This is a genomic window from Shewanella sp. OMA3-2 (assembly GCF_021513195.1).
Lineage (GTDB): Bacteria > Pseudomonadota > Gammaproteobacteria > Enterobacterales > Shewanellaceae > Shewanella.
The window spans coordinates 113957-139983 of record NZ_CP090974.1 but is presented as its reverse complement, the minus strand read 5'-3'; the positions used below and the strand labels follow the sequence as shown (position 1 = coordinate 139983).

Annotated in this window: 21 protein-coding genes; 14 read left to right on the top strand and 7 right to left on the bottom strand. The window is 40.9% G+C overall.

The features are described from left to right. The first annotated feature begins 25 nt into the window (after window positions 1–25). On the top strand, window positions 26–2236 hold the full coding sequence (locus L0B17_RS00610) for a patatin-like phospholipase family protein (protein ID WP_235086887.1): 2211 nt from the start codon (window positions 26–28) through the stop codon (window positions 2234–2236). Between the two features lie 53 nt (window positions 2237–2289). Here L0B17_RS00610 and hxpB read toward each other — a convergent pair whose 3' ends face one another. After that, complete coding sequence (hxpB, locus tag L0B17_RS00605) at window positions 2290–2958, bottom strand: hexitol phosphatase HxpB (RefSeq protein WP_235086886.1); 669 nt, start codon at window positions 2956–2958, stop codon at window positions 2290–2292. A gap of 399 nt (window positions 2959–3357) precedes the next feature. Here hxpB and acnB point away from each other — a divergent pair, with 399 nt between their 5' ends. From acnB to L0B17_RS00590, 3 genes are all read left to right on the top strand, one after another. Further along, window positions 3358–5955, top strand: a complete 2598-nt coding sequence (acnB, locus tag L0B17_RS00600; protein WP_235086885.1) for a bifunctional aconitate hydratase 2/2-methylisocitrate dehydratase — start codon at window positions 3358–3360, stop codon at window positions 5953–5955. Window positions 5956–6296: 341 nt separating this feature from the next. Then, window positions 6297–6944 carry a L,D-transpeptidase family protein gene (locus L0B17_RS00595; protein ID WP_235086883.1) on the top strand — a complete coding sequence of 216 codons (648 nt, stop codon included), beginning with the start codon at window positions 6297–6299 and terminating at the stop codon, window positions 6942–6944. A gap of 13 nt (window positions 6945–6957) precedes the next feature. Then, window positions 6958–7629, top strand: coding sequence for a hypothetical protein (locus tag L0B17_RS00590; protein ID WP_235086882.1), 672 nt, complete (start codon window positions 6958–6960; stop codon window positions 7627–7629). A gap of 134 nt (window positions 7630–7763) precedes the next feature. Here L0B17_RS00590 and L0B17_RS00585 read toward each other — a convergent pair whose 3' ends face one another. From L0B17_RS00585 to priA, 6 genes are all read right to left on the bottom strand, one after another. Continuing rightward, a complete protein-coding gene (locus L0B17_RS00585; protein ID WP_235086880.1) occupies window positions 7764–8150 on the bottom strand; it encodes a gamma-butyrobetaine hydroxylase-like domain-containing protein in 387 nt (128 codons plus the stop codon). 209 nt (window positions 8151–8359) lie between these two features. After that, window positions 8360–9685 (bottom strand): HslU--HslV peptidase ATPase subunit, encoded by a 1326-nt coding sequence (gene hslU / locus L0B17_RS00580; protein WP_235086878.1) that lies wholly within the window; start codon window positions 9683–9685, stop codon window positions 8360–8362. 25 nt (window positions 9686–9710) lie between these two features. Beyond that, window positions 9711–10235 carry an ATP-dependent protease subunit HslV gene (gene hslV, locus L0B17_RS00575; RefSeq protein ID WP_235086876.1) on the bottom strand — a complete coding sequence of 175 codons (525 nt, stop codon included), beginning with the start codon at window positions 10233–10235 and terminating at the stop codon, window positions 9711–9713. Between the two features lie 159 nt (window positions 10236–10394). Then, window positions 10395–10973, bottom strand: coding sequence for an SPOR domain-containing protein (locus L0B17_RS00570; protein WP_235086874.1), 579 nt, complete (start codon window positions 10971–10973; stop codon window positions 10395–10397). A gap of 2 nt (window positions 10974–10975) precedes the next feature. Next, window positions 10976–12721: an arginine--tRNA ligase gene (argS, locus tag L0B17_RS00565; RefSeq protein ID WP_235086872.1), complete on the bottom strand. Its 1746-nt coding sequence runs from the start codon at window positions 12719–12721 to the stop codon at window positions 10976–10978. 146 nt (window positions 12722–12867) lie between these two features. After that, complete coding sequence (gene priA / locus L0B17_RS00560; RefSeq protein WP_235086870.1) at window positions 12868–15063, bottom strand: primosomal protein N'; 2196 nt, start codon at window positions 15061–15063, stop codon at window positions 12868–12870. A 103-nt stretch (window positions 15064–15166) separates the two neighbouring features. Here priA and L0B17_RS00555 point away from each other — a divergent pair, with 103 nt between their 5' ends. From L0B17_RS00555 to mshL, 10 genes are all read left to right on the top strand, one after another. Continuing rightward, on the top strand, window positions 15167–15967 hold the full coding sequence (locus L0B17_RS00555) for a FimV/HubP family polar landmark protein (protein ID WP_235086868.1): 801 nt from the start codon (window positions 15167–15169) through the stop codon (window positions 15965–15967). A gap of 184 nt (window positions 15968–16151) precedes the next feature. Continuing rightward, window positions 16152–17414 carry a hypothetical protein gene (locus L0B17_RS00550; protein ID WP_235086866.1) on the top strand — a complete coding sequence of 421 codons (1263 nt, stop codon included), beginning with the start codon at window positions 16152–16154 and terminating at the stop codon, window positions 17412–17414. Window positions 17415–17584: 170 nt separating this feature from the next. After that, window positions 17585–17797 carry a 50S ribosomal protein L31 gene (gene rpmE, locus L0B17_RS00545; RefSeq protein ID WP_235086865.1) on the top strand — a complete coding sequence of 71 codons (213 nt, stop codon included), beginning with the start codon at window positions 17585–17587 and terminating at the stop codon, window positions 17795–17797. 417 nt (window positions 17798–18214) lie between these two features. Next, the gene (locus L0B17_RS00540) at window positions 18215–19453 is read left to right on the top strand and encodes a malic enzyme-like NAD(P)-binding protein (RefSeq protein ID WP_235086863.1); all 1239 of its coding nucleotides are present in this window, start codon (window positions 18215–18217) and stop codon (window positions 19451–19453) included. A 162-nt stretch (window positions 19454–19615) separates the two neighbouring features. After that, a complete protein-coding gene (csrD, locus tag L0B17_RS00535) occupies window positions 19616–21529 on the top strand; it encodes an RNase E specificity factor CsrD (RefSeq protein ID WP_235086861.1) in 1914 nt (637 codons plus the stop codon). Between the two features lie 364 nt (window positions 21530–21893). Beyond that, window positions 21894–22775 carry a biogenesis protein MshI gene (locus tag L0B17_RS00530; protein ID WP_235086859.1) on the top strand — a complete coding sequence of 294 codons (882 nt, stop codon included), beginning with the start codon at window positions 21894–21896 and terminating at the stop codon, window positions 22773–22775. Further along, window positions 22772–23380: a PilN domain-containing protein gene (locus L0B17_RS00525; RefSeq protein WP_235086857.1), complete on the top strand. Its 609-nt coding sequence runs from the start codon at window positions 22772–22774 to the stop codon at window positions 23378–23380. Before L0B17_RS00530 ends, L0B17_RS00525 begins: the two co-directional genes overlap by 4 nt. Then, complete coding sequence (locus L0B17_RS00520) at window positions 23377–24039, top strand: MSHA biogenesis protein MshJ (RefSeq protein ID WP_235086855.1); 663 nt, start codon at window positions 23377–23379, stop codon at window positions 24037–24039. Before L0B17_RS00525 ends, L0B17_RS00520 begins: the two co-directional genes overlap by 4 nt. Continuing rightward, window positions 24020–24337, top strand: a complete 318-nt coding sequence (locus tag L0B17_RS00515; RefSeq protein WP_235086853.1) for an MSHA biogenesis protein MshK — start codon at window positions 24020–24022, stop codon at window positions 24335–24337. The genes L0B17_RS00520 and L0B17_RS00515 overlap by 20 nt, the downstream gene beginning before the upstream one ends. A gap of 13 nt (window positions 24338–24350) precedes the next feature. Further along, on the top strand, window positions 24351–26021 hold the full coding sequence (mshL, locus tag L0B17_RS00510; protein ID WP_235086852.1) for a pilus (MSHA type) biogenesis protein MshL: 1671 nt from the start codon (window positions 24351–24353) through the stop codon (window positions 26019–26021). Window positions 26022–26027 lie beyond the last annotated feature (6 nt).

Genomic DNA, 26027 nt, shown 5'->3' with positions numbered 1-26027 from the left:
GGTTAGATTGATTAGTGCCACTGTTATGGCGCTATTTGTTTTCGGCTCGGCACATGCTGACGTTGCACCACAAAAAACATTTAAAGAAAGACCTACAATTGGCTTAGTGCTCAGTGGTGGAGGTGCTAAAGGCGCTGCCCATATTGGTGTGTTACAAGTATTAGAAGCCAATAATATCCCTGTAGATTATGTGGCAGGAACCAGTATTGGCGCTTATGTCGCAGGCATGTACGCTTTAGGTTTTAGTGCTGATGAAATCGAATCTATTATGTTATCTGGCGCGTGGGATACCGGCTATTCAGATACAATTCCTAGAGAAAACTTATCCTATCGTAATAAACAATTAAGAGATAAATACAATATTCCACTGAGTGTAGGATTTAATAACGGCAAAATTACCTCGCCATCAGGACTGTTACAGGGTCAGACTATGTCGCAGTTGTTACGCCACTCAACAGATTTAGTTGAGCAATTTGGTGACTTTGATGATCTGGCTATTCCCTTCCGGGCCGTTGCGACAAATCTAGCCACTAGTGAAGCTGTTGTTATCGCTCACGGCAGTATTTCCAAAGCGATGCAAGCATCCGCCACAGTGCCAGGTGCACTGCAGCCTGCTAATATTGATGGTATGTTATTAGTCGATGGCGGTATAGCGAACAATATGCCCATTGATGTCGTGCAAGGCATGGGTGCAGACATCATCATTGCGGTTGATATTGGCTCGCCTTTAACTCAACAAAGCCAGTTAAACAGCACTATTGCAGTGCTTGAACAATTGTCAACTATCTTGACTCAAGCCAGTACCGCACGTCAAAAGCAGCTGTTAAAAGAAAACGATATTTTAATCAGACCTTGGATTGATAATCTTAGCACGACAGACTTTTCGATTATGCCCCAGGCTCTGGTGATAGGTGAGCAAGCCGCGCAGTTGAAATATGATCAACTGGCTAAATTGTCAGTGTCTGATGCGGAATATAAGGCTTATCTCAACGCCAAACAGCAAAAACGTTTACGTTGGAATAATCCAATTAAACAACCGATTTATCAAGTTGTATTAAATAATGAATCTAAAGTTAATGATAAATTGATCCACGATAGTTTACAGATAAAGCCAGGTCAGATAATTACCAAAGAGGAATTAGAGGCGGCGGTAAAACGTGTTTATGCACTAAACCGTTTTGAAAGTGTCGACATCGAATTCAAGGATACAGAACTTGGCCGTATTTTGACGGTTAAATCTAAAGCGAAATCTTGGGGGCCAAATTATTTTGATGCAGGTTTCAATTGGGAAGATGATTTTAGCTTAGATTCAGCGGTAACCTTAAATTTAGCCTATGCAATGACGGATTTAACGGAGAACGGTGGTGAATGGCGTAATGAATTAGAGCTCGGCTTTCAAAAACGTATAGCGACTGAATTTTATCAGCCATTGGATAGAGATCAAGATACCTATGCTATTACTCGATATCAATATGAGATGAAAAGCTGGGACTTATATGATGAAAATCAGTTGCTTTATAAATTAGATAACGACGTATCCACGCTTATAGCAGGTTTAGGATACAACTATTCTTCATCAGGAGTTATCGAGCTGGGTTTCATAGGCGAGCTAGGGAAAATTACCAATAACGCCGTGTTTACGGGCAAGTTTGATTATGAAACCTATGGTGGCTATATAAAAATGGCTTACGACACCTTAAACAGTATTAGTTTTCCGACAGACGGTAATCGTTTTACCTTAGCGGGTTACTATCGACACGAAAACTACATGTCCTCAAGCTTTGCTGATGCGAGTGATAAAACCTGGCAAGTCGACGCCGATTGGAAAGGGGCACTTAATTTAGGACATCATGCGATTGTGGGTAAGATGGCTTTATCTACAGTAGAAAGTGACGGTGATTTTTCAATTCACTTAAGTAATTTAGGTGGTTTTTTAAATTTATCCGGTTTTCATAAAGGTGCGCTTGCTGGAGCACATAAAGTTTTTGGCGCGGTGATTTACCAGTATGATTTAGGCCGAGATGTATTGATTACCGATATGCCATTATATTTAGGCACGAGTTTTGAAGCGGGAAATGTCTGGTATGTGCGTGACGATGTTGATATTAAAGATCTTATTTTTTCAGGAAGTCTATACTTAGGTACGGATACTTCTTGGGGGCCTGCGGCATTAGGCTTTGGTTTTAGTGACACCGGTGACCGAGCATTTTACTTATTCATTGGTAAGAACTTCTAAAAGCATTTAATCAAGGCAGCTTAAGCTGCCTTGATTGTATTAGTGATAAACACTTATCGATAATGCTGTTTGAGTATATCAGTAATTGCGTTAGCATCAGCCACTTGATGATGCGCAATAACCCATTTAGCTTGTGTTGCTAATTGCGGTGCAGGGATCGCAATCGTTTGCATAGAGGCCGCTCTAGCGGCAATTAATCCATTAAATGAATCCTCAATTGCTAAGCAGTTTTCTGCATCAATGTTGAGTGCGGTAGCACAATTTAAATATACTTCAGGGTGGGGTTTGCCCCTTGCTAAACACTCCGCTGAGGTAATCGCCTCAAAATAATGCTGAATACCAAGCTTATCTAACACAGCATCAATAATAAGACTTGGGGAAGAGGTTGCTAGCCCTATTTTTAACCCTTGTTGCTGACAAAAATTGAGCGTGGCGATAATGCCGTCCATCACTTGACCTTGTTGGCGAATAATATTCACCACTTCTGCAACGATAGCATTAGCTGTATGGGCATTATCGTAGTTGTTCCAAGGGTAGCGCTGATGCCAATAACGCACGACTTGATCAATGCGAAACCCAGTGGTACTTTCCACATCTTCTAACGTAAGTGATAGCCCGAGTGCGTTTAAAATCGCGATCTCAGCTTGTTGCCATGCGGGTTCGGAATCGATAAGTACACCATCCATGTCAAAAATGATCGCTTTGATATCAACATTTGCCATAAAAAACTCAATATTGGTCAGAAAGAGCCATTAGGGTAACGCTTTCCCTAAATGAGTTCATTAAAAATACAAATTATTAAAAATATTTATTTTTAATGTGTGAGATAGATTACAGATGATTTGAATCAGTGGTGTAGGTGTAAGTATTTGAGTTTTATGTTTTTTATTGTTTTTTCAAACTATTGTCTAATTTTAATTGTTTAAATTAGGCTTTACATTATCGGTAGTGCAAAAAAATCACGTAGATTTCATCTTAGTAACAGGGTGAGCAGATTCATACTTTTATAAAGCTGTAGTATACTAAATGTCGGATTTCAAGCCCGAACCTGTGGAATTATCAGCGTAACAATACGTACGCTGACTTTCGCCGTTAGGCGTCAAACAAAGAGGAATGTTGCCGTGCTAGAAGCATATCGTAAACACGTCGCAGAGCGTGCTGCAGAGGGTGTAGTCCCTAAGCCATTAGATGCACAACAAGTGGCTGAATTAGTAAAATTAGTTGAGACTCCACTTGCGGGTGAAGAGGCGTTAATTCTCGACTTATTAGAAAACCGTATTCCACCAGGTGTTGATGAAGCTGCCTATGTGAAAGCGGCATTCTTAGATGCAGTGGCAAAAGGCACTGTAAAATCACCTATATTATCAGCTGATCGTGCCGTAGAGTTACTTGGTACTATGCAGGGTGGTTATAACATTGAGCCGTTAATTGCTCAATTAGATAACCCAGCATTAGCGCCATTATCAGTTAAAGCATTATCAAACACCTTATTAATGTTTGATTCTTACCACGACGTGGTAGAGAAAATGCAAGCTGGTAACGCATCAGCAAAGCAAGTTGTAGAAGCTTGGGCAAATGCAGATTGGTTCTTAAACCGTCCTAAACTTGCTGACAAAGTGACGTTAACGGTATTTAAAGTGGCTGGCGAAACCAACACTGATGACTTGTCACCTGCACCAGATGCATGGTCACGTCCAGATATCCCATTGCATGCACTTGCTATGCTGAAAAACGCCCGTGACGGTATCGTCCCTGATGTGTCTGGCGAAGTGGGTCCAATTAAAGAAATCGAAGCCCTAAAACAAAAAGGTCATCCGCTTGTTTATGTCGGTGACGTTGTAGGTACCGGCTCTTCACGTAAATCAGCAACTAACTCAGTATTGTGGTTCATGGGCGATGATATCCCTTATGTGCCTAACAAGCGTGCTGGTGGCTTCTGTTTAGGTAACAAGATTGCACCGATTTTCTTCAACACTATGGAAGATGCGGGTGCATTACCGATCGAGTTAAACGTTGATAATATGGAAATGGGCGATGTAATCGACATTTATCCATACGAAGGCGTTGTTAAGCGTGGTGGCACTGATGAAGTCATCTCTACGTTTGAACTGAAAACAGACGTACTATTAGACGAAGTTCGTGCAGGTGGCCGTATTCCATTGATCATTGGTCGTGGTTTAACTGACCGTGCCCGTGAAACATTAGGATTACCAGCGTCAGACGTATTCGTACGTCCACAAGATGTTGTTGTCACAAACAAGGGTTTTACCCTTGCACAGAAAATGGTCGGTAAAGCATGTGGCGTTAAAGGGATTCGTCCTGGTCAATATTGCGAACCTAAAATGACCTCAGTGGGTTCACAAGACACCACTGGCCCAATGACCCGTGACGAGCTAAAAGATTTAGCTTGTTTAGGCTTCAGCGCTGACTTAACTATGCAGTCATTCTGTCATACCGCGGCTTATCCTAAGCCGGTTGACGTTGACACGCACCACACGTTACCTGATTTCATCATGAACCGTGGCGGCGTAGCATTGCGTCCAGGTGATGGGGTTATTCACTCGTGGTTAAACCGTATGCTACTGCCTGATACCGTAGGTACTGGTGGTGACTCGCATACTCGCTTCCCTATTGGTATTTCTTTCCCTGCGGGTTCTGGCCTTGTAGCGTTTGCTGCAGCAACTGGTGTAATGCCACTTGATATGCCTGAATCAGTTTTAGTCCGCTTTAAAGGTGAAATGCAACCCGGTATCACATTACGTGACCTAGTACATGCTATCCCGTTAAAAGCGATAGAAATGGGTTTGTTAACCGTTGAGAAAAAAGGCAAAATCAATGCTTTCTCTGGTCGCGTATTAGAAATTGAAGGTCTTGAGCACTTAAAAGTAGAGCAAGCATTTGAGTTATCTGATGCATCGGCAGAACGTAGTGCAGCAGGTTGTACTATTAAGCTTGATAAAGAGCCTATCATTGAATACCTAAACTCTAACATCGTGATGTTAAAGTGGATGATCAGTGAAGGTTATGGCGATCGTCGTACCATTGAGCGTCGTATTACAGCGATGCAAGAGTGGATTGCTAACCCAGAGTTAATGGAAGCTGATAAAGACGCAGAATATGCTGAAATTATCGAAATCGATTTAAATGACATCAAAGAACCAATTCTTTGTGCACCAAATGATCCTGATGATGCCGTATTATTATCAAGCGTTGCACAAACTCAGATTGACGAAGTGTTCGTGGGTTCTTGTATGACAAACATCGGTCACTTCCGTGCAACCGGTAAGATGTTAGACAAGTTTGCTAAAACACTACCAACACGTTTATGGATTGCCCCACCAACTAAGATGGACAGAGATCAGTTAACTGAAGAAGGTTATTACTCAATCTTCGGCCGTGTTGGTGCTCGCATCGAGATCCCTGGTTGTTCTCTATGTATGGGTAACCAAGCACGTGTTGCTGAAGGTGCAACGGTAGTTTCAACTTCTACTCGTAACTTCCCTAACCGTTTAGGCACAGGTGCAAACGTCTACTTAGCGTCAGCTGAGTTAGCCGCAGTAGCAGCCTTGTTAGGTCGCTTACCTTCGGTTGAAGAGTATCAAACTTACGCTAAAGAATTAGATGCTACTGCAGCTGATACTTACCGTTATTTGAACTTCGATCAAATCGACTCTTATACTAAGAAAGCAGGCAGCGTGATTATTCAATCAGCGGTTTAAGCTTGAACTAGTTAATAGTTGAATTAAGAATGCCAGCAGAAATGCTGGCATTTTTGTTTTGTGGTGCTAATCCCCCAACTTCTGTAGATGGACTCATCACTTTACTTAAATAATTATCGATTTAGGTTAATGCAATAAATTTTGCATAGAGTTTAAATGTTGGAGTATAAATTGGACTCGCTGGTAATTTAAGCCTCCCAACTTCTCGCTCCCAATTTATACTTTATATAGCTATTTGTGATTATAGATAAAAACCTTTTGAAGTAATAAAATCAAGTTATAACTACCGTAATAAATTGAAATTATTAGTTGTTTGAAACATCAAATGGAGTTCGAATTATATGGATATTCATTTTTACCCTGGTCAAAATTTGTTGATTATTAATCGAGATGGCAGAGACATTGCTCGTTTTGAAGCAATGGGCGGCCCCTCAAAAATGGGTAATGACCCTCAGATGGCAGAAGAACCGACTTGGCCAGGAACATACATAATTGATAAGGCTGAAGCATATAGAACTCCCACTTGGCCAATGTCCAAACTCACTTGGGGAACAGAGTTAATGGATATGCCTTTGAAGAGGGATATATGGTATGCATTACCAAGTGGAAAATGGGGCAGCTTAAATCAACTGTTTAATACAGTAACTCGAGATGCCATTATGGACATGAATCATCAGCTATATGGTAAAAGGATTGTACCAAGCAGATGGGTATTTAATGATTTTGGACCTGTAGCCATTCGTTGGTACAAAGATTTAAATGGCAATAAAGTATTAGATGGTAAAGAGGTTCTTTCTGGTCAAATGTTTCATACGACGCCTGATAATGAAGCTGAAACAGCATTAGGTTTACCTGTACGGCTTGCACCTTCACATGGTTGCATTCATTTAAAACCCAATGATAGAGATCGGTTGTTTACTATTGGCGCTTTTACTCGCGGAACATTATTTACGGTGTATAAATATCATGAAACACATAAAGCAAATTAAGCATATGTTTTGCATGTCATTTCAAGTAGTAACAATGCTGTTTTTGGTTAATTTTAGCGTTTCTTCTGTGGAGTTTGAGCTACCTTCAGGAGCTGTTGTTACAACCGAATTAGACAGTGTTAGTGCCGCAGGATTAATGACTAAACGTGGTCTATTAATTGGTGGCTATAAATTAACAGATGAAGGTAATAATGAGCCGTATGTAGGGCTTATTCCAGAAAAAGATGCACCAGCCCAATATTGGCCGATTAAGGAAGGCTATGTTTCGCAATTTTTCGAAATGAATGACGACGTTTATGTATTGCTTTCAACCGGTTCATCTTTATTGGTGAAAAGCTCAGGTCTGATAGAAACTGACCTTACATTAAAGCCAAACTCCTTAGTGATTGATACCCAGCCAAATATCATCGCTTGTAACCAAGGCAATCAATTTAAGGCGGCGACTTCCCGTTTAGGTAGCTGTTATAAGGTTAACAATAGCTGGGACATTCCAGTTTATTGGACTCGTACAGATATCTTGCCTCAGGTTTGCGGTAATGAAATAAGAGTACTAGTAAGTTCTGAGAAATTTAAAAAGTGGGAAATTATCAGCATTGATCATGAAACAGGAGCAGAAGTGTTAAGAAAAGCAGTTGCTCAACCTGCCTATACACCTGAAATTGATATTTCAGTTTGTCAGCTTTAATCAATCTTGAATTCAAAAAGCTGTGATATTGTTATTACAGTTTTTGATTCAAAGCTAAGTTAACGGTAATGTTTCGAAATAAAACAGGCCTGTTAATACAAGAAGCAGCTTCAATGTTCAGGCCTACTAGAATCTTATGAATACTTAATATTCATCGAAATCAAGGCTTCACGTGATCCTTTCTCTGCCCGTAGTCTGGCTAAATACTGTTGCCAAAGTTCAACCTGATTTGTGCATAAATTAAATAAAACCTGCCATGAAAACAAGCCTGTATCATGGCCATCATCAAAGATAATTTTTACCGCATAATTACCAACAGGTTCAATGGCAGTAATGTTAACCTCTTTTTTATGAGTCACTAATACTGGGTTGCCATGGCGCTGTACTTCAGCCGATGGTGAGTGAACACGTAGCATTTCACAGCTAATACTGTGGGTTTGGCCATTGTCGAAGCTGACTTCTAATAGTTTGGACTTACGCTTAAGTTTGATACCCGTGACATCAGGTGCGGCAGCTGACATATGATTACCTTTTAAAAAATCTCGTCATAAAAAACCATTGTAGGCTTATAAAAATATTGAGCCATAAACCCTTTAGCCATAAAAAAGGATTAACGTTAAACCGAATATGTTAATCATACTCGATTTTAGCGTTAATCCAATTTCTGTCATGTCTAAACGTGATGTGCTTCGCTTAGGCCACTATTTATACCTGTTATCGATGATGCCAATTACAGAATAAAGCGGCTTAAATCTTCATCTTGTACGAAGGCATCTAGGTGCTTATTAACGTATTCTGCATCAATGACAAAGCTAGAACCTGATATTTCAGATGCCTCGTATGAGATCTCTTCCATCAGTTTTTCCATCACAGTATGTAAACGGCGAGCACCAATGTTTTCTGTGCGCTCGTTAACTTGCCAAGCGGCTTCGGCAATGCGTTCAATACCTGATTCAGCAAACTCGACTGTAACGCCTTCAGTGCCCATCAACGCGATATATTGTTCGGTCAATGAAGCATGAGGTTCAGTGAGAATACGTTTAAAATCATTGGCCGTTAGCGCATCTAACTCAACGCGAATAGGTAGACGACCTTGTAGTTCGGGAATAAGGTCCGATGGTTTTGACATCTGGAATGCACCAGAAGCAATAAACAAAATGTGATCTGTTTTCACCATGCCGTGTTTAGTGCTAACAGTACAGCCTTCAACTAATGGCAGTAAGTCACGTTGTACACCTTCACGGGATACGTCCGGGCCTGAGGTTTCGCCACGTTTACAAATTTTGTCAATTTCATCTAAAAACACAATGCCATGTTGTTCTACCAATTCAATAGCTTGTTCTTTTAAATCTTCTTGATTCACCAGTTTCGCGGCTTCATCTTCAATTAACTGTTTGTAAGCGTCTTTGATTTTCATCTTCTTACGCTTTGAGGTATTTTGACCTAAATTTTGAAATAACCCTTGTAGCTGATTAGTCATTTCTTCCATGCCTGGTGGTGACATGATTTCCACGCCAATTTGCGGCGCGGTAACATCTATCTCAATCTCTTTGTCGTCTAATTGACCTTCGCGTAACTTTTTACGGAAAATTTGACGGGTACCCGAATCTTCTTTTTTGTCAGCTTCCCAGTCTTCTTTCGGCTTAGGCAGGAGTGCATCTAAAATGCGTTCTTCAGCTAATTCTTCCGCGCGAAAACGGCACTTTTTCATTTGCAGTTCACGGGTCATTTTCACCGCAGAGTCGGTTAAGTCACGAATGATTTGCTCGACTTCTTTGCCGACATAACCGACTTCGGTAAACTTAGTTGCCTCAACTTTAATAAAAGGTGCGTTAGCTAATTTAGCTAAACGGCGGGCTATTTCGGTTTTACCGACACCGGTAGGGCCGATCATTAAAATATTTTTTGGGGTGACTTCTTGGCGCAATGACACTTCAAGTTGCATGCGGCGCCAGCGATTACGAAGGGCAACAGCGACTGAGCGTTTAGCATTTTTTTGGCCAATAATGTGCGAATCGAGTTCGTGGACAATTTCGCGAGGGGTCATTTCAGACATAACTGTTCCTTTATTAACGCTCGAATTAGTAATCTAGCTTTTCGATAGTTTTGAATTGGTTGGTGAATACACAAATATCACCAGCAATGGTCAGTGATTTTTCTGCGATGTCTTGCGCGCTTAATTCGGTATTCTGTAATAGGGCAAGTGCTGATGCGTGGGCATAGTTGCCGCCTGAGCCAATGGCAATTAAATCATATTCTGGTTGCACCACATCGCCGTTACCTGTGATGATTAATGACTCTTTTTCATCGGCTACCACTAGCATGGCTTCTAATTTACGCAGCATTTTGTCGGTACGCCAATCTTTGGCTAACTCGACAGCAGACTTAAGCAAGTGGCCTTGATGCATTTCTAGCTTGGTTTCAAAGCGCTCAAATAAGGTGAATGCATCGGCGGTGCCGCCAGCAAAACCCGCCAGCACTTTATTGTGATACAGACGACGCACTTTACGCGCATTACCTTTCATTACAGTATTGCCTAAGGAAACTTGGCCGTCACCTGCGATGACAACTTGGTTATTGCGGCGAACAGATACGATTGTAGTCACGGTTAATCCTCTTCACTAAACTCAGCAACCTTTAAACAGGGCGCTGATTGATATAAAGGATATGGGGTAGAAGATGAAGGTTTTCAAGTGAAGAAGATGAACATTCATTTATGAAAAAGCCCGATGACTCGGGCTATTAGAATGGCAGTTAAGGTAGCGTTATTGCCATAACCAAATTTGGCAGGTATTTATGCCGCCTTTTTGCATTTTATGACGACCGCGCTCACCATCACGTTTGCTTTCAAAAGGCCCTAAAACGACTCGATACCAAATTCCGTTAGCGCCTTCTGAACGCTTAACGAGTGCTTCCATACCCATAAAGGCAATACGCGCCTTCATCTCATTTGCTTGGCTTTCTTGACGGAATGAGCCACATTGCATTTGATATAGTCCGCTAGACACCACCCCAGAGTTTGGTACGTCAACCTCCACCTGTTTGTTCTCTAACTCTTCAAGATAGGTCCATTCCTCTTGAGGTTTAGGCGGCAGTTCATTAGGATCTTTTTTTGCTGCAGCCGGTTTAGTCATTGGCTTGTCAGCTTTATTAGTCGTTGACGAGCCTGTTGCAGAGCTGCCATTAATCGTCCATAAAAAATAGCCAAAACCGGAAACTAATACTATTGCCAATAACCATGGGATGATTGGCATAGTGCGTGCGTCTTTGCGTTTTGAGGCCCGCGTGTTTTTAGCTGCTTTTGCCACAGGTTTAGGTTTACGGTTAGCGTAATCTCGGCTCATATTTACATGCGCTCTAAGGTTTCAATGCCTAATAACGACAAACCTGTTTTTAAGGTGTTAGCGGTTAATTGTGCTAACAGTAAGCGGCTTTGTTTTTGTGAATCTGTGTCTGCAGCAAGTACAGGGCAAGCTTCATAAAAGCTAGAAAACTCGCTTGCTAATTCATACAAATAAGCACATAACACATGTGGCTGACCTTTGTCTGTCATGCGTGTTAGTACTTCATTAAACTGGGCAAGTTTGGTACCTAAATCTTTTTCTTTTTCATGCTCTAATACAACTTTAGCTTGGCTTAGGTCTATGTCGTCAGCGCGTTTAAAAATACCCGCTACACGGGTGTAAGCGTATAGTAAGTAAGGCGCTGTATTACCTTCAAAACTTAACATTTGCTCAAAGCTAAAGATGTAATCACTGGTTCTGTTTTTAGATAAATCAGCGTATTTAACCGCGCTAATTCCAACCACGCGAGCGATTTCAGTTAATGTGGCTTGGTCCATGTCTGGATTTTTGCTGCGCACTAACTCAAGGGCGCGTACGTTGGCTTCATCAAGTAAGTCGACTAATTTAACCACGCCGCCGCTACGGGTTTTAAATGGACGACCATCTTCACCGTTCATGGTGCCAAAACCTGTGTGCTCTAAGGTCATTTCAGGGCGAACGAATTTGGCTAAACGAGCAAGTTTGAACACTTGTTGAAAGTGAAGAGCTTGACGTAAATCAACAAAATAGAGGGCGCGATCAGCTTTTAATACACTTGAACGATAGCGCATTGCAGCTAAATCTGTGGTGGCATACAGGTAACCGCCATCGGCTTTTTTAATAATAACCGGCAGTGGCTCACCTTCTTTTGTTTTGAATTCATTTTGAAAAACAACTTTAGCGCCATTACTTTCGGTCAATAAACCCTGGCTATCTAAATCGGCAACCACTTGGTCTAAATCAGCATTGTAAGCACTTTCACCGTGTACGTCGTTACGGGTTAAGCTTACGCCTAAACGTTGGTATACCTCTAAACAATGGCTTAATGAAATATCATTAAACTCACGCCATAGCTTATTACAATATTCATCGCCTGATTGCAGCTTAACCACTAATTGGCGGGCGCGGGTGGCAAAATCTGTCGATTCATCAAAACGGACTTTGGCAGCACGGTAGAAAATTTCTAAGTCGGATAATTCTAATGTTGCTTGTTCGCCGTTGGCGGCACGAAGTTCTTCCATATACGCTAATAGCATGCCGAACTGGGTGCCCCAGTCGCCAACATGGTTTTGACGAATAACGTTATGGCCTAAAAATTCCAATGCGCGCACCACACTGTCACCAATAATGGTTGAGCGCAGATGACCTACGTGCATTTCTTTGGCTAAATTAGGTGAGGAGTAATCGACAACAATAGTTTGTTTGGCCGGCAGCTTTACCCCTAAATGGGTGTCATTAAGTGCTTGCTGTAATTGATTCGCCAGTGCATTGTCATCAATAAAAAAGTTAATAAACCCTGGGCCTGCTATTTCCACTTTTGCCACATGAGATGATTTCGGCAGAGTATCAATAATCAGTTGTGCTACGTCACGAGGCGGTTTGCCGATAACTTTAGTGAGCATCATTGCTAAGTTGCTGGCCAGATCACCATGGCTTTTATCTTTAGTGCGATCCACCTGAATACGGGCTTGAAAATCAGCAGGTACAATACCTTGTTCTATAAACGAGGCGATGGTTTGTTGTAGTAAAGATTCAATATGTGATTTCATGGGCCTTTGCTTGCACTAAATTCGTAAATGAATGACACGACAGAACCGCATATTTTAGCCGCTTATGGGGGTAAATTGCTATGTACTTGGCAGAATTTTTTCAGAATTGATATTTGGTTTACCCTAAATACGTTACATATTACCCGTTACATTAGGTCTTGTGGGTCGCGATCTATGCTCCAACGGCACTTTTTGTTTTGTGGCAGTTGCTCTATGAATTCAATAATTTTTTCAAATTCGATTTGTAATCGTTGCCGTGACTTAGCTTGAAACATTAACTGGCGGCGATATTTGCCTGCTTTTCTGTCTAATGGCGCCGGAATAGGGCCTATAATTTCAAAATCTTTATCTTGCGGCAGCAGTTGGCTGACTTGATTAAGAAAACTGTCGGCATCAGCAGCTAAGTGCGCTTCAGCTCGAATAAGCACCATGTGCCAAGCCGGTGGCAGTAAAGCTAGTTGACGCTCTTTGAGTTGTTCTCGGGCAAATTCACCGTAACCTTGGCGCAATAAACTGCGCAGTAATGGGTTATCGCTTTGGTGGGTTTGCAGTAATACTTTACCAGGTTTATCAGCACGCCCAGCACGGCCAGATACTTGGGTGTACAGCTGACCAAACCGCTCAGGTGCGCGAAAGTCGGCACTGAATAATGCACCGTCTACATCTAATAAGCCGACTAAGGTCACATCTGGAAAGTGGTGACCTTTAGCCAACATTTGGGTGCCGACTAGAATTTTATATTCCCCTTTATGAATACCGTGGAGTTGTTTTTCTAACGATCCTTTACGTCTTGTGGTATCGCGGTCTATACGCACTACCGGGTACTTGGGAAACAATGTGGTCAATGCTTGTTCGAGTTGTTCAGTGCCTAAACCATGGCCCATTAACATAGTGCTACCACATTTATGACACTGCTTAGGAATGGCGTATTGATTGCCACAATGGTGACAGCAAATTTCGTTCAACCCTTGGTGGACAGTAAAAAAAGCATCGCAGCGATCACACTCGTGCAAATGCCCACACTCGTGGCATAACAATGCTGGCGCGAAGCCACGACGATTTAAAAACAATAACACTTGATTGCCGGCATCTAAATGCATGCGCATTTCATTAATCAATGAGGCCGACATACCATGCTTAAGCGGCTGGTTAGTGATATCAATAATCCCTTGCTTAACCTTTTGCGCCGCACCGGCTCGTTCACTTAACGTCAGATGATGATATCGGCCAGATATGGCATTTTGCAATGACTCTAAAGAGGGCGTAGCTGTGCCTAAAATGACAGGGATGTCTTCATAGTGCCCTCGCATAACGGCTAAGTCGCGCGCATGGTAGCGCACGCCTTCTTGTTGCTTAAAGCTGGCATCATGTTCTTCATCTAAAATAATGACCCCAGGAAAAGGCATTGGGGTAAATAATGCCGAGCGGGTGCCAATAATAATTGCGGCTTGGCCGCTTCTAGCTTGCCGCCAGGCATCAAGGCGTTGGTTGTCGGTAAGCCCGGAATGAATGACCGCAATATTGACAGCAAATCGACGTTTAAAACGATTAATTGTTTGTGGTGTTAAACCAATTTCAGGCACCAAAATAAGCGCCTGCTTACCCTGTTTTAATACGGTTTCAAGTACGGCTAAATACACTTCTGTTTTGCCTGAGCCGGTAATACCTTCGAGCAAACTACAGTGGAAGCCTTGTTGTTGATTTAAAATCGATACCGCTACGGCTTGTTGCTTGTTGAGTTTATGGGGTGTTTCGGTGATGTCTAATTGCTGGCGCCAGGCTAAATCAATGGTGATAGCTTGTGTTTTTTGCTCAACCCAGCCTTTATCTTCAAGCGCTTTTAATGCGGCTTTACTATACTCTAAACTTAAAAACTCATCATGGGATATAGACTGTAATTTAAGCGCGTCAAATAACTTTTTTTGAGCGGGTGCACGGTTGAGTAAACTGACTTGAGCTTGTTGACCTTGTTCGCTAAGGGCGTAAAGAGTGATGGCTTGTGGTGCTGTGTCCGCCCCTTTGCGAAGCGCTACTGGTAGCGCTTGGCTAAGCATTTGTCCCTGGGTTGTAAAGTAATATCGTGCAGCCCATAAAGTTAGCTTATATAAAGATTCTGGTAAAATAGCCTCTGAGTCGAGTACCTGGGTGATATTTTTGATTTGGTTTTCAGCTAAATCACATTGATCTGTAATGGCAGTAATTAAGCCGATAAGCTGTTGTCGTCCAAAAGGGACTTTAACGCGTAAACCAATGGTTAATGCAGCTAGGTATTTTTCAGGGACGCGATAACTGAAGTTTCTTCGCAAGGGCACAGGTAAGGCGACTTCAACATACACAGGCATAGGTTTCCAGACAGACAGTTTAAGTTATTCATCAATAGATGTACTTAGTGTACCGTTAACTGGCAATAAATATAACAAACACAATAAAAACTAAGGTGATGCTATGAATATGATGGAGTTGATAAGTAAATTCCTGCTAGTTGTAGTGCTGACATATAGCCAAGTGCTATCTGCACAAGTATCACATATAAGTATTAATAGTCGTCAATTTGAACTAGATCAGCCGCCTGTATTAAAGGTTAACTTTATCGATAAACATATTGATTTATCTTTATATCAGTTTGCTATCAAACAAACACAAGACCAACATAGTGTGATGCAGGTGTTGACGGCTGAAACCGTGAATCCTTATTTGTTGCATGTTCAAGGGGATAAAGAGGTTACAGATACAGATGCTGAGTTAGTTGTGTCAAAGTTACAAAATAATCATTGGACTGTCATCATGACATTGGCCTTATTTGATGCACCTATTTCAAATAAAAGTGCGACCTTAATGCCAACAGGTATAGTACCTACTAAGGATAATCAAACTGCTACAGCAGCTAAAAATAGCACAGCAGTAATTGCTCACTCAGTTTCATCCACTCCCATTAAGCCTGTTTCAGTCAATACGCTACAAACTCAGCCTTATGTTGCGGCGAACTGCACCATAGAGCGTAATAATAGTGATACCCTGTGGAAAATAGCGAACCGTTACAAAGAGCAGTGGAGTACCAGTGTATATGGAGCAATGCTGGCAATATTTGAATCGAATTTGATCGCATTCTCTAAACAACGGATTCACTTATTGTTAAAGGATGTACCATTAACTTGCCCATCGAATGCAGTTTTGACGGAATATAATGATAAGTCCGCCGATCGTCGAGTATTTGAAGTGATTGAAGCCAGGCATCTAGCTCTATAGGGCTTAATACATTAATAAATCAGTATTTAGTTGCAGCGGATCAGGGTCTTTATATATAGTTGTAAGGCTTTGTTAAAAAAAAGTATCAATAATAAAAATGAGATAGAGCCATAATGGATACGCATCGATAACAATGACAACGATAATATTGGTGTATGAATATAGTTAGACAAAGGATTAATAAATGAAAGCCTTTCAGGTATGTATCGCTTTAGCGGCATTTGCAGCTAGCGTATTCACTCAACCTGCAGTCGCTGATGTAAGTCATATTGGTATTGAAGCCATGGACTTTGAAGCTGGTGAATTACCCAAACTAAATGTTAATGTGATCAGTGATCATAATGACCTCTCACTGCTTACCTTCTACATACGTCAAAAATATAAAAATACCATAGTATTAGAGAAGCTAATTGTTGATGACCATAAGCAAAATACCTTTATTTTGCGCGGTGAAGAAAAAATAATTGACCCAAACTCTTCACTGATAGTGTCAGAGTATCGTAATGGTAAGTGGCAGCAATATTCACCAGTGAGTTTGTTTAAAGACAGTGTAGGCCACCATACCGCCAGTCATCAAGCTGATAAGCCAGTAGCCATTAAAACCATGAAGTCTTCGACAGCTTACAAGCAGCGTAATCAAATTGTTTCAGCTAAGTCGGATAGTCGTTCCCCCCCATCAGTAACCAACTCCTCTACAAATAATAGGTATTCATCGTCAGCAGACGCTAGTCAATCTGGCTGTACGATTAATAAATCGGTCGAAGATACCCTGTGGAAGTTGGGTACAAGTCATGCTAAATCATGGGGAACCAATGTATTTGGTGCCATGATTGCTATTTATGAAACCAATCCAGATGCCTTTATTAATCATAATATTCAAAAGTTAAAGGCTGACAGTACACTGAATTGTCCCTCTGGTGAGACATTGGCGCAATTTCAAAGTCCAAATCAAGATAAATTATCTTTTGATGCGCTAGTCGCGGGTAATGTGCTGACCACAAACCATAAAAATGCTGCGGATCCGGTTGAAGTAGTACAGTTTAATCATCAACAATCTCAGCGGGTTAATATTGATAGTGAAGTGGCTAATACCACAAAAGTTATTGAAACTATTGAGGATAATATTATTAGTGTTGAGATGAATGAACATGAACGGATAGCTGATGAAGCATACTCAGCATCTGAATGTGTCATCGATAAGTTACCAGAAGATAGTCTGTGGCGGATAGCAACGGCAAACCATAAACAGTGGAATACGAATATATTTGGCGCCATATTGGCGATATATGAAGTAAACCCTAAGGCATTTGCAGCTCAGAATATTCAACAATTAAAAGCCGATGCCACCTTAGATTGCCCATCTGTGGAGATTTTAAAGCAATATCAAAATGTCCAAGCAGATAAACTAAAATTTGATGAACTGGTGGCGAGACAGCAAGCAAACTAGCGACAAATTAACGGCGTTTGGTCGACAGTTCTCTGTGGTGAAAATAACCGCTTGTGTGCAAAGTGTAGAAGCTGTATTATCTTGCGCCTAAAACATATTGTTATTAACTGCATGTGGTGTCCAACTTCGGGTTGAGATAGCGACATGGCCTTCAATTTAAGGTAACCCCCATGAAAACAGGTATTCACCCAGAGTACGCAGAAATTACCGCAACTTGTACTTGTGGCAACATCATTAAAGTCAATTCAACTGCTGGCAAAAGCTTGCACTTGGACGTATGTGGTGCATGTCACCCATTCTACACTGGTACTCAGAAAATTGTTGATACTGGTGGTCGCATTGACAAGTTCAACAAGCGTTTCGGCGCACTTGGTAAAAAGTAATTGCTTATGCAATTATAATAAAGGCGCCTTAGGCGCCTTTTTTGTTTTTGAAAATAATTTTTCCGCAGACGACCTCCTTCTTCAAGATCATTTTGTGATAAACAATAGTTTAGTTTGCCTGGCCGGTATTGTTGTTATATTTACCAATATTTTAGTGGGTTTAGTGGCTATTTAAGGTTTAATTGGATAAATGTTTGTTATTTTACTACACTTTTAACTTGTTGATTTTTAAAAGTTCATAAATGATAAGTTATTATTAAATGGCTTAGATGCTGTAATGGTAAGATGTGTGGTGAAAGTTTGATTTTTTGATTTATATCCACTTTATATTAGCGTATTGTTAAGGTTCTTTGATGTTGAGTAAACCATCATTTATAAGATAACTGTTCACTATAATAGCCAATCAGGATTGATAAAATGTCAGATATTCGCCAACAAGCCCTCGATTATCATGAATTTCCCGTACCGGGCAAAACTGCCGTTTGTTTAACTACACCAGCACAATCAAGCCATGATTTAGCACTCGCATACAGCCCTGGTGTTGCAGAACCTGTGCGTGAAATTGCCGCCGACCCTGAGAATGCTTATCGATATACTAACAAGGGAAATACCGTTGCGGTTATTACCAATGGCACCGCTATTTTAGGGCTAGGAAATCTAGGCCCTTTGGCTTCAAAGCCTGTAATGGAAGGTAAATCGTTATTGTTTAAGCGTTTTGCTAATATTGATTCTATTGATATTGAGGTGACTCACCGTACATCAGCAGAATTTATTAATACCGTAGCGGCTATTGCAGATACTTTTGGCGGTATTAATCTAGAAGATATTAAAGCCCCTGAGTGTTTTGAAATTGAGAAAGAACTGATTGCCCGCTGTAATATTCCAGTATTTCATGATGACCAACATGGTACTGCAATTGTGACAGCTGCAGGCATGCTGAACTCGCTTGAAATTCAGGGCAAGAATATTAAAGATGCGGTATTTGTTTGCCTTGGTGCTGGGGCAGCCGCGATTGCCTGTATGACCATGATTGTAAAATGTGGCGCGTTACGTGAAAACATCTATATGTTGGATCGCCAGGGCGTGATTCATACTCGCCGTGATGATTTAAATGAATATAAAGCATTATTCGCCAATAACACTGACAAGCGCACCTTGAAGGATGTGATTGAGGGAGCTGATGCATTTTTAGGCTTATCTGGAGCTGACTTGCTGACTGAAGAAGATATTAAGCTGATGGCGCCTAAGCCAATAATTTTTGCTTGTTCTAATCCAGATCCTGAAATTAAACCGGAACTTGCCCACAATATCCGCCAAGATTTGATCATGGGTACAGGCCGCAGTGATTATCCTAATCAAGTTAATAACGTGCTTTGTTTCCCATTTATTTTCCGTGGTGCTTTAGATGTGCGTGCGGCAGTGATTAATGATGAGATGAAACTGGCAGCGGTTTATGCCATTGCTGATTTGGCCAAAGAGCCTGTGCCTAGCGAAGTGTTAGCAGCATACCCTAATGTTAAATCACTTAGCTTTGGGCCTGAATATGTTTTACCTAAACCAATGGACCCAAGATTGTTGGTTAATGTTGCTCGCGCGGTAGCACAAGCTGCAATTGATTCAGGTGTGGCTAAAATTAACAAAATACCAGCCTATTAATTAATCTAATAAAAATGTTAATAGACGTAAATACTATTTTATATTAAGGGGCTTATGCCCCTTTTTTGTTGTTTTTAACAATGCATAGGGATAAAGCGACAATATTCTCTTTAGATTATGTATACTTACAAAAGAATAAAAATCCAGCAGGAAAGCGGATAAATGAAGCTTACTCAAATTCTCACAAAAAAGTTAACCAGCTTTTGGTTAGTGTCTTTGGCTGCCGTTGCCTTTGTTTTCTTACTTTGTGCCTTGATGAGCTTTATTCAGCTGACCTACAGGTTTCAACAAAGTAAGGTCACTGAACTCGAATCTATGATAGTGGCTCACTATCAACAACATGGTGAGCGCCAGTTAGATACATGGTTACCAGTCGTATTAAAAGCTTATCATGCTCAGCGTTTTCACTTAAATGTTGCTGATAAAGTCTTATTTACTTATCAAACAGATGTTCGCAGTATTTCTCATTCAAACCTTACTTTATATCAACATGTTATTGACGCAGACAGTGGCCTTAGTATGACGCTTGCGGTGCCTCCCCCTTTTAGCGCATATCAATTGGGGTGGTATGAAACGCTAATTCTGTTAATCGGACTTGGTGCCATTGGTGTGTTTGTTCGATACGGCTTAAAGTGGATTGGCCATGAGTTAGAGGGGGTAGAGCAACTTGCATTGCGCAGTAAATTAATTCTAGACGGTGATATTAAAGCGGCAAAGTCACAAGCCACTAATGGGCGCCCGCGGCTCATTAATCGCGCTATATCTCGTTTACTTGATGAGTTAGATGATGCCAAACAAGAGCGTGGCAGGCTAGATCAATTTATTCGAGCCAATACTTTTCTAGACCCAATCACGAACATTGGTAATAGGCTGTATCTTGAAAATCGTCTTGATGCATTAAGCCATGATAATAAAATGGTGGCCCATGGGGTGATATTTCTACTTGAATTTAATGATGATGCATTAATGGATGTTAAGGCTGATATTGAAGCTGATCGAATATTTTTAACCCAAATCGTTGCCACTATTTCGCCGCTTATTAATGAACATAGTGATGTTATTTTTGCCCGTAAAACCCCATTGCAGTTTATTATTGTTATTCCTCAATTATCATTAGATGAAGCAGATTTGTTGGCCGACAGGTTGTTAAGAAACTGCTTATTGGTTAAGCATCATCATATTGTCAACCACGATAATTATCTCCATTTTGGCGGCGCATTCTATAAAACCGGAGAGCAGCCATTACTGATCATTGAAGAGGCCGAAATGGCCTTGCGAGCGGCTCAATTGCAAAGAATTAATACATGGTTTATGTATGATAAAGGCGCTGTGGATCAGGAAATTGCCAAAGGCTCGGTAAGATGGCGCAGCTTTTTAGAAAACGCATTAGTTAATAAACGCTTTGTTGTTTTGACCCAGCCTGTGGTGGATAGTGATGACATTCCGCTACATTATGAAGTGTTTAGCCGTGTTAGAGATAATAAAAATAATGAAGTAAGAGCCACACTATTTATCCCAATGGCCAACAAATGTGGCTTAATGCCTCAGGTAGAAAGGCAGGTTATTGAGAAAGTATTATTTGGTTTAATGCAAAACAATACACTCACCTATAGTGTGAATTTAAGCATGGACACACTAACAAGTCGTGCTTTTATACGCTGGATCCAGTCGACTTTACTTGAGCACAGACCGCTGGCAGCAAGGTTAATATTTGAAGTGTCAGAAGATATTTTTATCAAATATCAGCAACATCCACAATTAGCCAAAACATTAACTATGCTATCGAAAATGGGCGCAAAGTTGAGTGTTGATCACGTAGGCAGGCAAGTTGTTGGTACACAATATATTCAAAATCAAGATTTTGATTTTGTAAAATTAGACCGTTCTATTATTCGCCAGGTGCATGAACGTCCTGAAAATCAGCTGTATATTCGTAGTCTTATTGGTGGCCTGTTACGTTCCAAAGCACAGGTGATAGCGGAAGGAGTAGAAATGTTTGAAGAGTGGCAAACATTGAAAATATTAGGTGTTAGCGCCGCTCAGGGGCAGTTTCTTGGCGATGCTATTGCCTGGTAAATGTGATGAGTCAGTAAACTTATATGTTATCAGGTGTTGTGAAAAACTTGTTTATCTTAGCGTGGCAATCTATCTTATCTAAATAGGGCTATTTGGTGAATTTTTCTATAAAATAGAAAATATTAGCTGCTAACATAACAAATAAGTTCACCATGAATAACGCCCTGTTTTCGGTTTTAGTTAGCGTCTTTGTTGAATTAATGTTAACGGTTAATATTTGTACTGGCAAACCGTATAGTCAAAAGTTTGAATGGATGTTAACACGCGATTAGATGCCAACACTTAATTTGAGTTAGATAGCCTTTTTAAGGCTCAGTAAGCATTTTGGGGATCGACACCATTTAACACGCAAAAAGGTTTTTAGATGAATAGTGGTTTTGTTAATAAATTGGCTTTTTGGCGCCCAGCAGAGGTTTGCGGTAAATTGGGCGTGTTTGTCGACGTGGACTCAGTGTGGGTCTATCAAGCTGAAATGCCAGGTCAACCCGAATCGTATACCGAATTTCCATTAGTAAAAAAAAGCTGGAACAATACTTTTAGCGCTATTAAACAAAAATTTGGCGCCGCTACTGTGCAAATTGTTATGTCAGCCAGCCATTATCAATTACTGCAAGCCGACAAACCCAATGTTGAGGCCGCTGAAATTAACCAGGCATTAATTTGGGCTGTTAAGGACATGGCGTCCGAACCTGTGGCCAATATTCATCTTGATTATTTTGAATCATCTGTTGCCGCCAGCACTAAAATTAATGTCGTGATTGTTGCTCGAGATAAACTTGTTGCCATTGCTAGTGCATGTGAAGAACTTGGCTTGGCCATTGCGGGTATTACTATTGAAGAGTTAGTGTTAACTCACTTATTTGATGCTGATAATATGGCGCACATGTTAGTGACACATTTACCTCACCAGGAATTACTGTTTACTGTCATTAAAGCAGGTGAGTCTTTAATGCAACGTCGTGTACGTGGTTTTAATGAGTTGCAAGATGTTAAAGAACAAGATTTAAGTAGTGGATTAGCGGATAACTTAAGTTTAGAGATTCAGCGTTCAATGGATTATTTTGAAAGTCAGCTGCGCCAAGCACCGGTTTCGGCAATTAACTTGCTGACAGAGGGTGAGCAAGCAGCATTGGCCAAGTTGGTTGCGGCTAACTTTAATCAATCTGTCAGTATGGTTGAACATCAAGGTGTGGCCGCTTATTTAGCCAAATTAGCCTTTGTAGAACTTTCAAGGAGTGAAGCGTGATTAAAAGTAGAATTAATCTCTATACCGCTTCGCTTTTACCCCCCAAGCAAAGGTTAAGCTTTAAGGCGTTAATGACAGCCCTTGCAGTGTTACTGAGTGTAAGCGTGCTTTTGTATGGTCTTGGCTGGTATCAATTGAATAATAAGCAGTATGAGTTGCAGCAGGCTAATGCTCAACAGCAAATGTTAACAGAAAACAAAAACACGCTAGAGCTGCAGGTGACTCAGCGTGTTCCCGATCGTGATTTAGTTGCCCGTGTTGAGCTTGAGGAGCAACGTTTAACATTAAAACGCCTACTTAAAAATGAGCTAGCACAACGCACTGCGTTAATTAGCCAAGGCTATTCTCCTATTTTAACTGATTTGGCTGCGGTATCTGATGCATCAGTTTGGTTGAGTCGAATTTATTTTAATCAAACCCAGATTGAGTTTGAAGGTTTTGGTCAGCAACCTGCTAGTATCCCCAGATGGATTGAGCGGCTTAATACGGCTGATACATTGAAAGGTTTTGCCTTTGCCACTATGACGATGGATAGAGGCGAAGATCAGCCTTTAGCCTTTAAGCTTACCAGCACGCCAGTGGTGAGTAAGGAGATGGCTCAATGAACCAACAATGGCAGCTAGTTGAACAAAAATTTAATAATTTAACTCAACGTGAACGAGTATTAATTGCTGCGGCAACGCTTATCGTTATTGGTATGCTGGCATTTTTGCCACTTGATGCCAAGTGGATAAAAATAAACCAATTAGATAATCAACTGCATAGCATTGCACAAGAAACCTCCATAGTTGAACAGCAGATTGAGTTGTATCAGCAAAGATTAATGTTAGATCCCAATGCGGATTATCAGCAAAGGCTGGCTTTACTTAATCAGCAAATGCATGAGGTTGATGCAGAGCTAGATGCGCAAATGGTTGATATGGTGCCAGCAGATTATATGCCCACGGTATTGGCTAATCTGTTATCGAATGATAAAGGGATCAAACTTATTTCATTTAGCTCTATCGCACCCATTGCACTTTTAAAGGTGGGTGACGACGAGCAGCATCAGATGAATCTATACAGTCATGGGATTAAACTGCAAATTGAAGGCGACTATTTTGCTATTTTGAATTTTGTTAAAGCGGTTGAATCTATGCCAGATAAACTTTATTGGAAGCGTTTAGATTATCAAGTTGCTAAGCATCCTACAGCACATGTCGAATTAGAATTATACACGTTAAGCATTAATAAGGACTTTATCAGTGTTGCTAAACAAGATTAATCCTTACGTCGTGATCAGCTTACTTTCATTGGTGGTGTTTGCCGCTGATGGACAGACATTGCGTGATCCGACTTTACCCAGCGCGAGCTATCAAGCCGTCACTATAACGGATACGGCAGAAAGTTTAGTGCTAAGTAGTGTCATTAACGGCGCATCTTCGTTTGCGGTGATAAATAATAAAATTATGAAAGTAGGTGATAGGGTACAAGGGGTTCGTATTGTGGCCATAGGGAAAAGCCAGGTGAGCTTGTCTGATGGCCGTAAACTCCAACTATTCCAGTCGGTAACAGAGAGATAGGACAATAATAACAATGAAAGCGATTAACTATATTACCCCTCTGTTGGCATTAAGTTTGATGGCATGTCAAACCACCAATCGTCCAGATCCAACTGAATCAAAACAATCAATTAATGAGTCATTAGCGCAAGCACAAGCACCAAAATTAGTGTTACCACCACCCGCAGCAATGCCAGCCGATGTACAGCGTGAGCTTAATAGTCAAAACAGTATTGGCTCTTCAATTCCACTGCCCGCAGAACGTCGGTTTGACGTGTCAGCACATGAAGTTGATGCCAGAGTCTTTTTTCCTTCATTAATAGAAGGGACACCACTTAGTGTTGCTGTGCACCCTGAAGTACAAGGCAAAATTTCATTATCTTTAAAAAGTGTCACGTTAGCTGAAGCTATTCAGGTTGTAGAAGATATTTATGGCTATGAAGTGAGTCGTGAAGGCCGGATATTACGTGTTTTCCCTTCAGGAATGCGCACCGAGACTTTTTCATTAAATTATTTGTATATGGAACGTGAGGGTTTGTCGTTAACGTCAGTCAGCTCTGGTCGTATTTCAGATAACGACAATAGTTCAAACTCTGGTAATAGCGGTAATTCTAACTCCGGTAACAATAGCAACTCTAGCAATAACAGCAGTAACAATAGTAGTAATAGCAGCGATAACACAAACGGCACGTTTATTCGTTCGAAAACAAAAACGGATTTTTGGGGGGAGCTAAAAGAAACCCTCACCGCTATCATTGGTGAAACTGGCGGCGGACGTCAAGTAGTTGTCACTCCACAAGCTGGCTTAGTGACTATTCGCGCATTTCCAAATGAGTTACGTCAGGTACGCTATTTTATCGAAAAAGCAGAAACCCATTTACATCGACAGGTTATTTTAGAAGCTAAAATTATTGAAGTGACCTTGTCTGACGGATACCAACAAGGGATCCAGTGGGATAATGTTATGGGCCATGTAGGCAGCACTAACATTGATTTTGGCACGGGTGCAGGCCAAGGATTAAGTAACGCGATAACCAGTGTAGTTGGTGGTGTGACATCTATTAATATCAAAGGCACAGATTTTGCGGCGATGATCAGTCTGCTAGATACGCAAGGTGATGTTAATGTGCTGTCAAGTCCAAGAGTTACAGCCTCTAATAATCAAAAAGCGGTGATTAAAGTGGGCAGTGACGAGTATTTTGTCACCGATGTGTCATCAACCACTGTTGCCGGCACAACTCCGGTGACGACTCCGCAGGTTGAATTAACCCCTTTCTTTTCCGGTATTGCGTTAGATGTTACCCCGCAAATTGATGACGATGGTAATGTGTTGTTACATGTGCATCCCTCTGTTATTGATGTAAAAGAGCAAACTAAATTAATTAAAATTAGCGAGTCAACCTTAGAATTACCGTTAGCACAAAGTGAGATACGTGAATCTGACACTGTCATTAAAGCGGCGTCGGGTGATGTAGTGGTAATTGGTGGCTTGATGAAAAGCGATAACATTGAAATTGTCTCTAAAGTGCCACTTTTAGGTGATATTCCCTTTATTGGTGAAGCATTTACTAACCGTAGCCGTTCAACCAGAAAAACCGAGTTAATTATTATGCTAAAACCTACCGTAATTGGTGATGATACTTGGACAAATGAGTTGAAACGTTCGCAAGATTTAATTGAACGTTGGTATCCTACTCAGCAGTAATTATTT

Bases quoted from the DNA above. Each gene is read 5' to 3' on its own strand.
- L0B17_RS00590 (WP_235086882.1), top strand. From the start codon at position 6,958: ATGTCATTTCAAGTAGTAACAATGCTGTTTTTGGTTAATTTTAGCGTT.
- L0B17_RS00550 (WP_235086866.1), top strand. From the start codon at position 16,152: ATGAAAGCCTTTCAGGTATGTATCGCTTTAGCGGCATTTGCAGCTAGC.
- L0B17_RS00530 (WP_235086859.1), top strand. From the start codon at position 21,894: ATGAATAGTGGTTTTGTTAATAAATTGGCTTTTTGGCGCCCAGCAGAG.
- L0B17_RS00540 (WP_235086863.1), top strand. From the start codon at position 18,215: ATGTCAGATATTCGCCAACAAGCCCTCGATTATCATGAATTTCCCGTA.
- hxpB (WP_235086886.1), bottom strand. From the start codon at position 2,958: ATGGCAAATGTTGATATCAAAGCGATCATTTTTGACATGGATGGTGTA.
- L0B17_RS00570 (WP_235086874.1), bottom strand. From the start codon at position 10,973: ATGAGCCGAGATTACGCTAACCGTAAACCTAAACCTGTGGCAAAAGCA.
- L0B17_RS00610 (WP_235086887.1), top strand. From the start codon at position 26: ATGGCGCTATTTGTTTTCGGCTCGGCACATGCTGACGTTGCACCACAA.
- argS (WP_235086872.1), bottom strand. From the start codon at position 12,721: ATGAAATCACATATTGAATCTTTACTACAACAAACCATCGCCTCGTTT.
- hslU (WP_235086878.1), bottom strand. From the start codon at position 9,685: ATGTCTGAAATGACCCCTCGCGAAATTGTCCACGAACTCGATTCGCAC.
- L0B17_RS00555 (WP_235086868.1), top strand. From the start codon at position 15,167: ATGAATATGATGGAGTTGATAAGTAAATTCCTGCTAGTTGTAGTGCTG.
- L0B17_RS00595 (WP_235086883.1), top strand. From the start codon at position 6,297: ATGGATATTCATTTTTACCCTGGTCAAAATTTGTTGATTATTAATCGA.
- priA (WP_235086870.1), bottom strand. From the start codon at position 15,063: ATGCCTGTGTATGTTGAAGTCGCCTTACCTGTGCCCTTGCGAAGAAAC.
- rpmE (WP_235086865.1), top strand. From the start codon at position 17,585: ATGAAAACAGGTATTCACCCAGAGTACGCAGAAATTACCGCAACTTGT.
- L0B17_RS00520 (WP_235086855.1), top strand. From the start codon at position 23,377: ATGAACCAACAATGGCAGCTAGTTGAACAAAAATTTAATAATTTAACT.
- L0B17_RS00585 (WP_235086880.1), bottom strand. From the start codon at position 8,150: ATGTCAGCTGCCGCACCTGATGTCACGGGTATCAAACTTAAGCGTAAG.
- csrD (WP_235086861.1), top strand. From the start codon at position 19,616: ATGAAGCTTACTCAAATTCTCACAAAAAAGTTAACCAGCTTTTGGTTA.
- mshL (WP_235086852.1), top strand. From the start codon at position 24,351: ATGAAAGCGATTAACTATATTACCCCTCTGTTGGCATTAAGTTTGATG.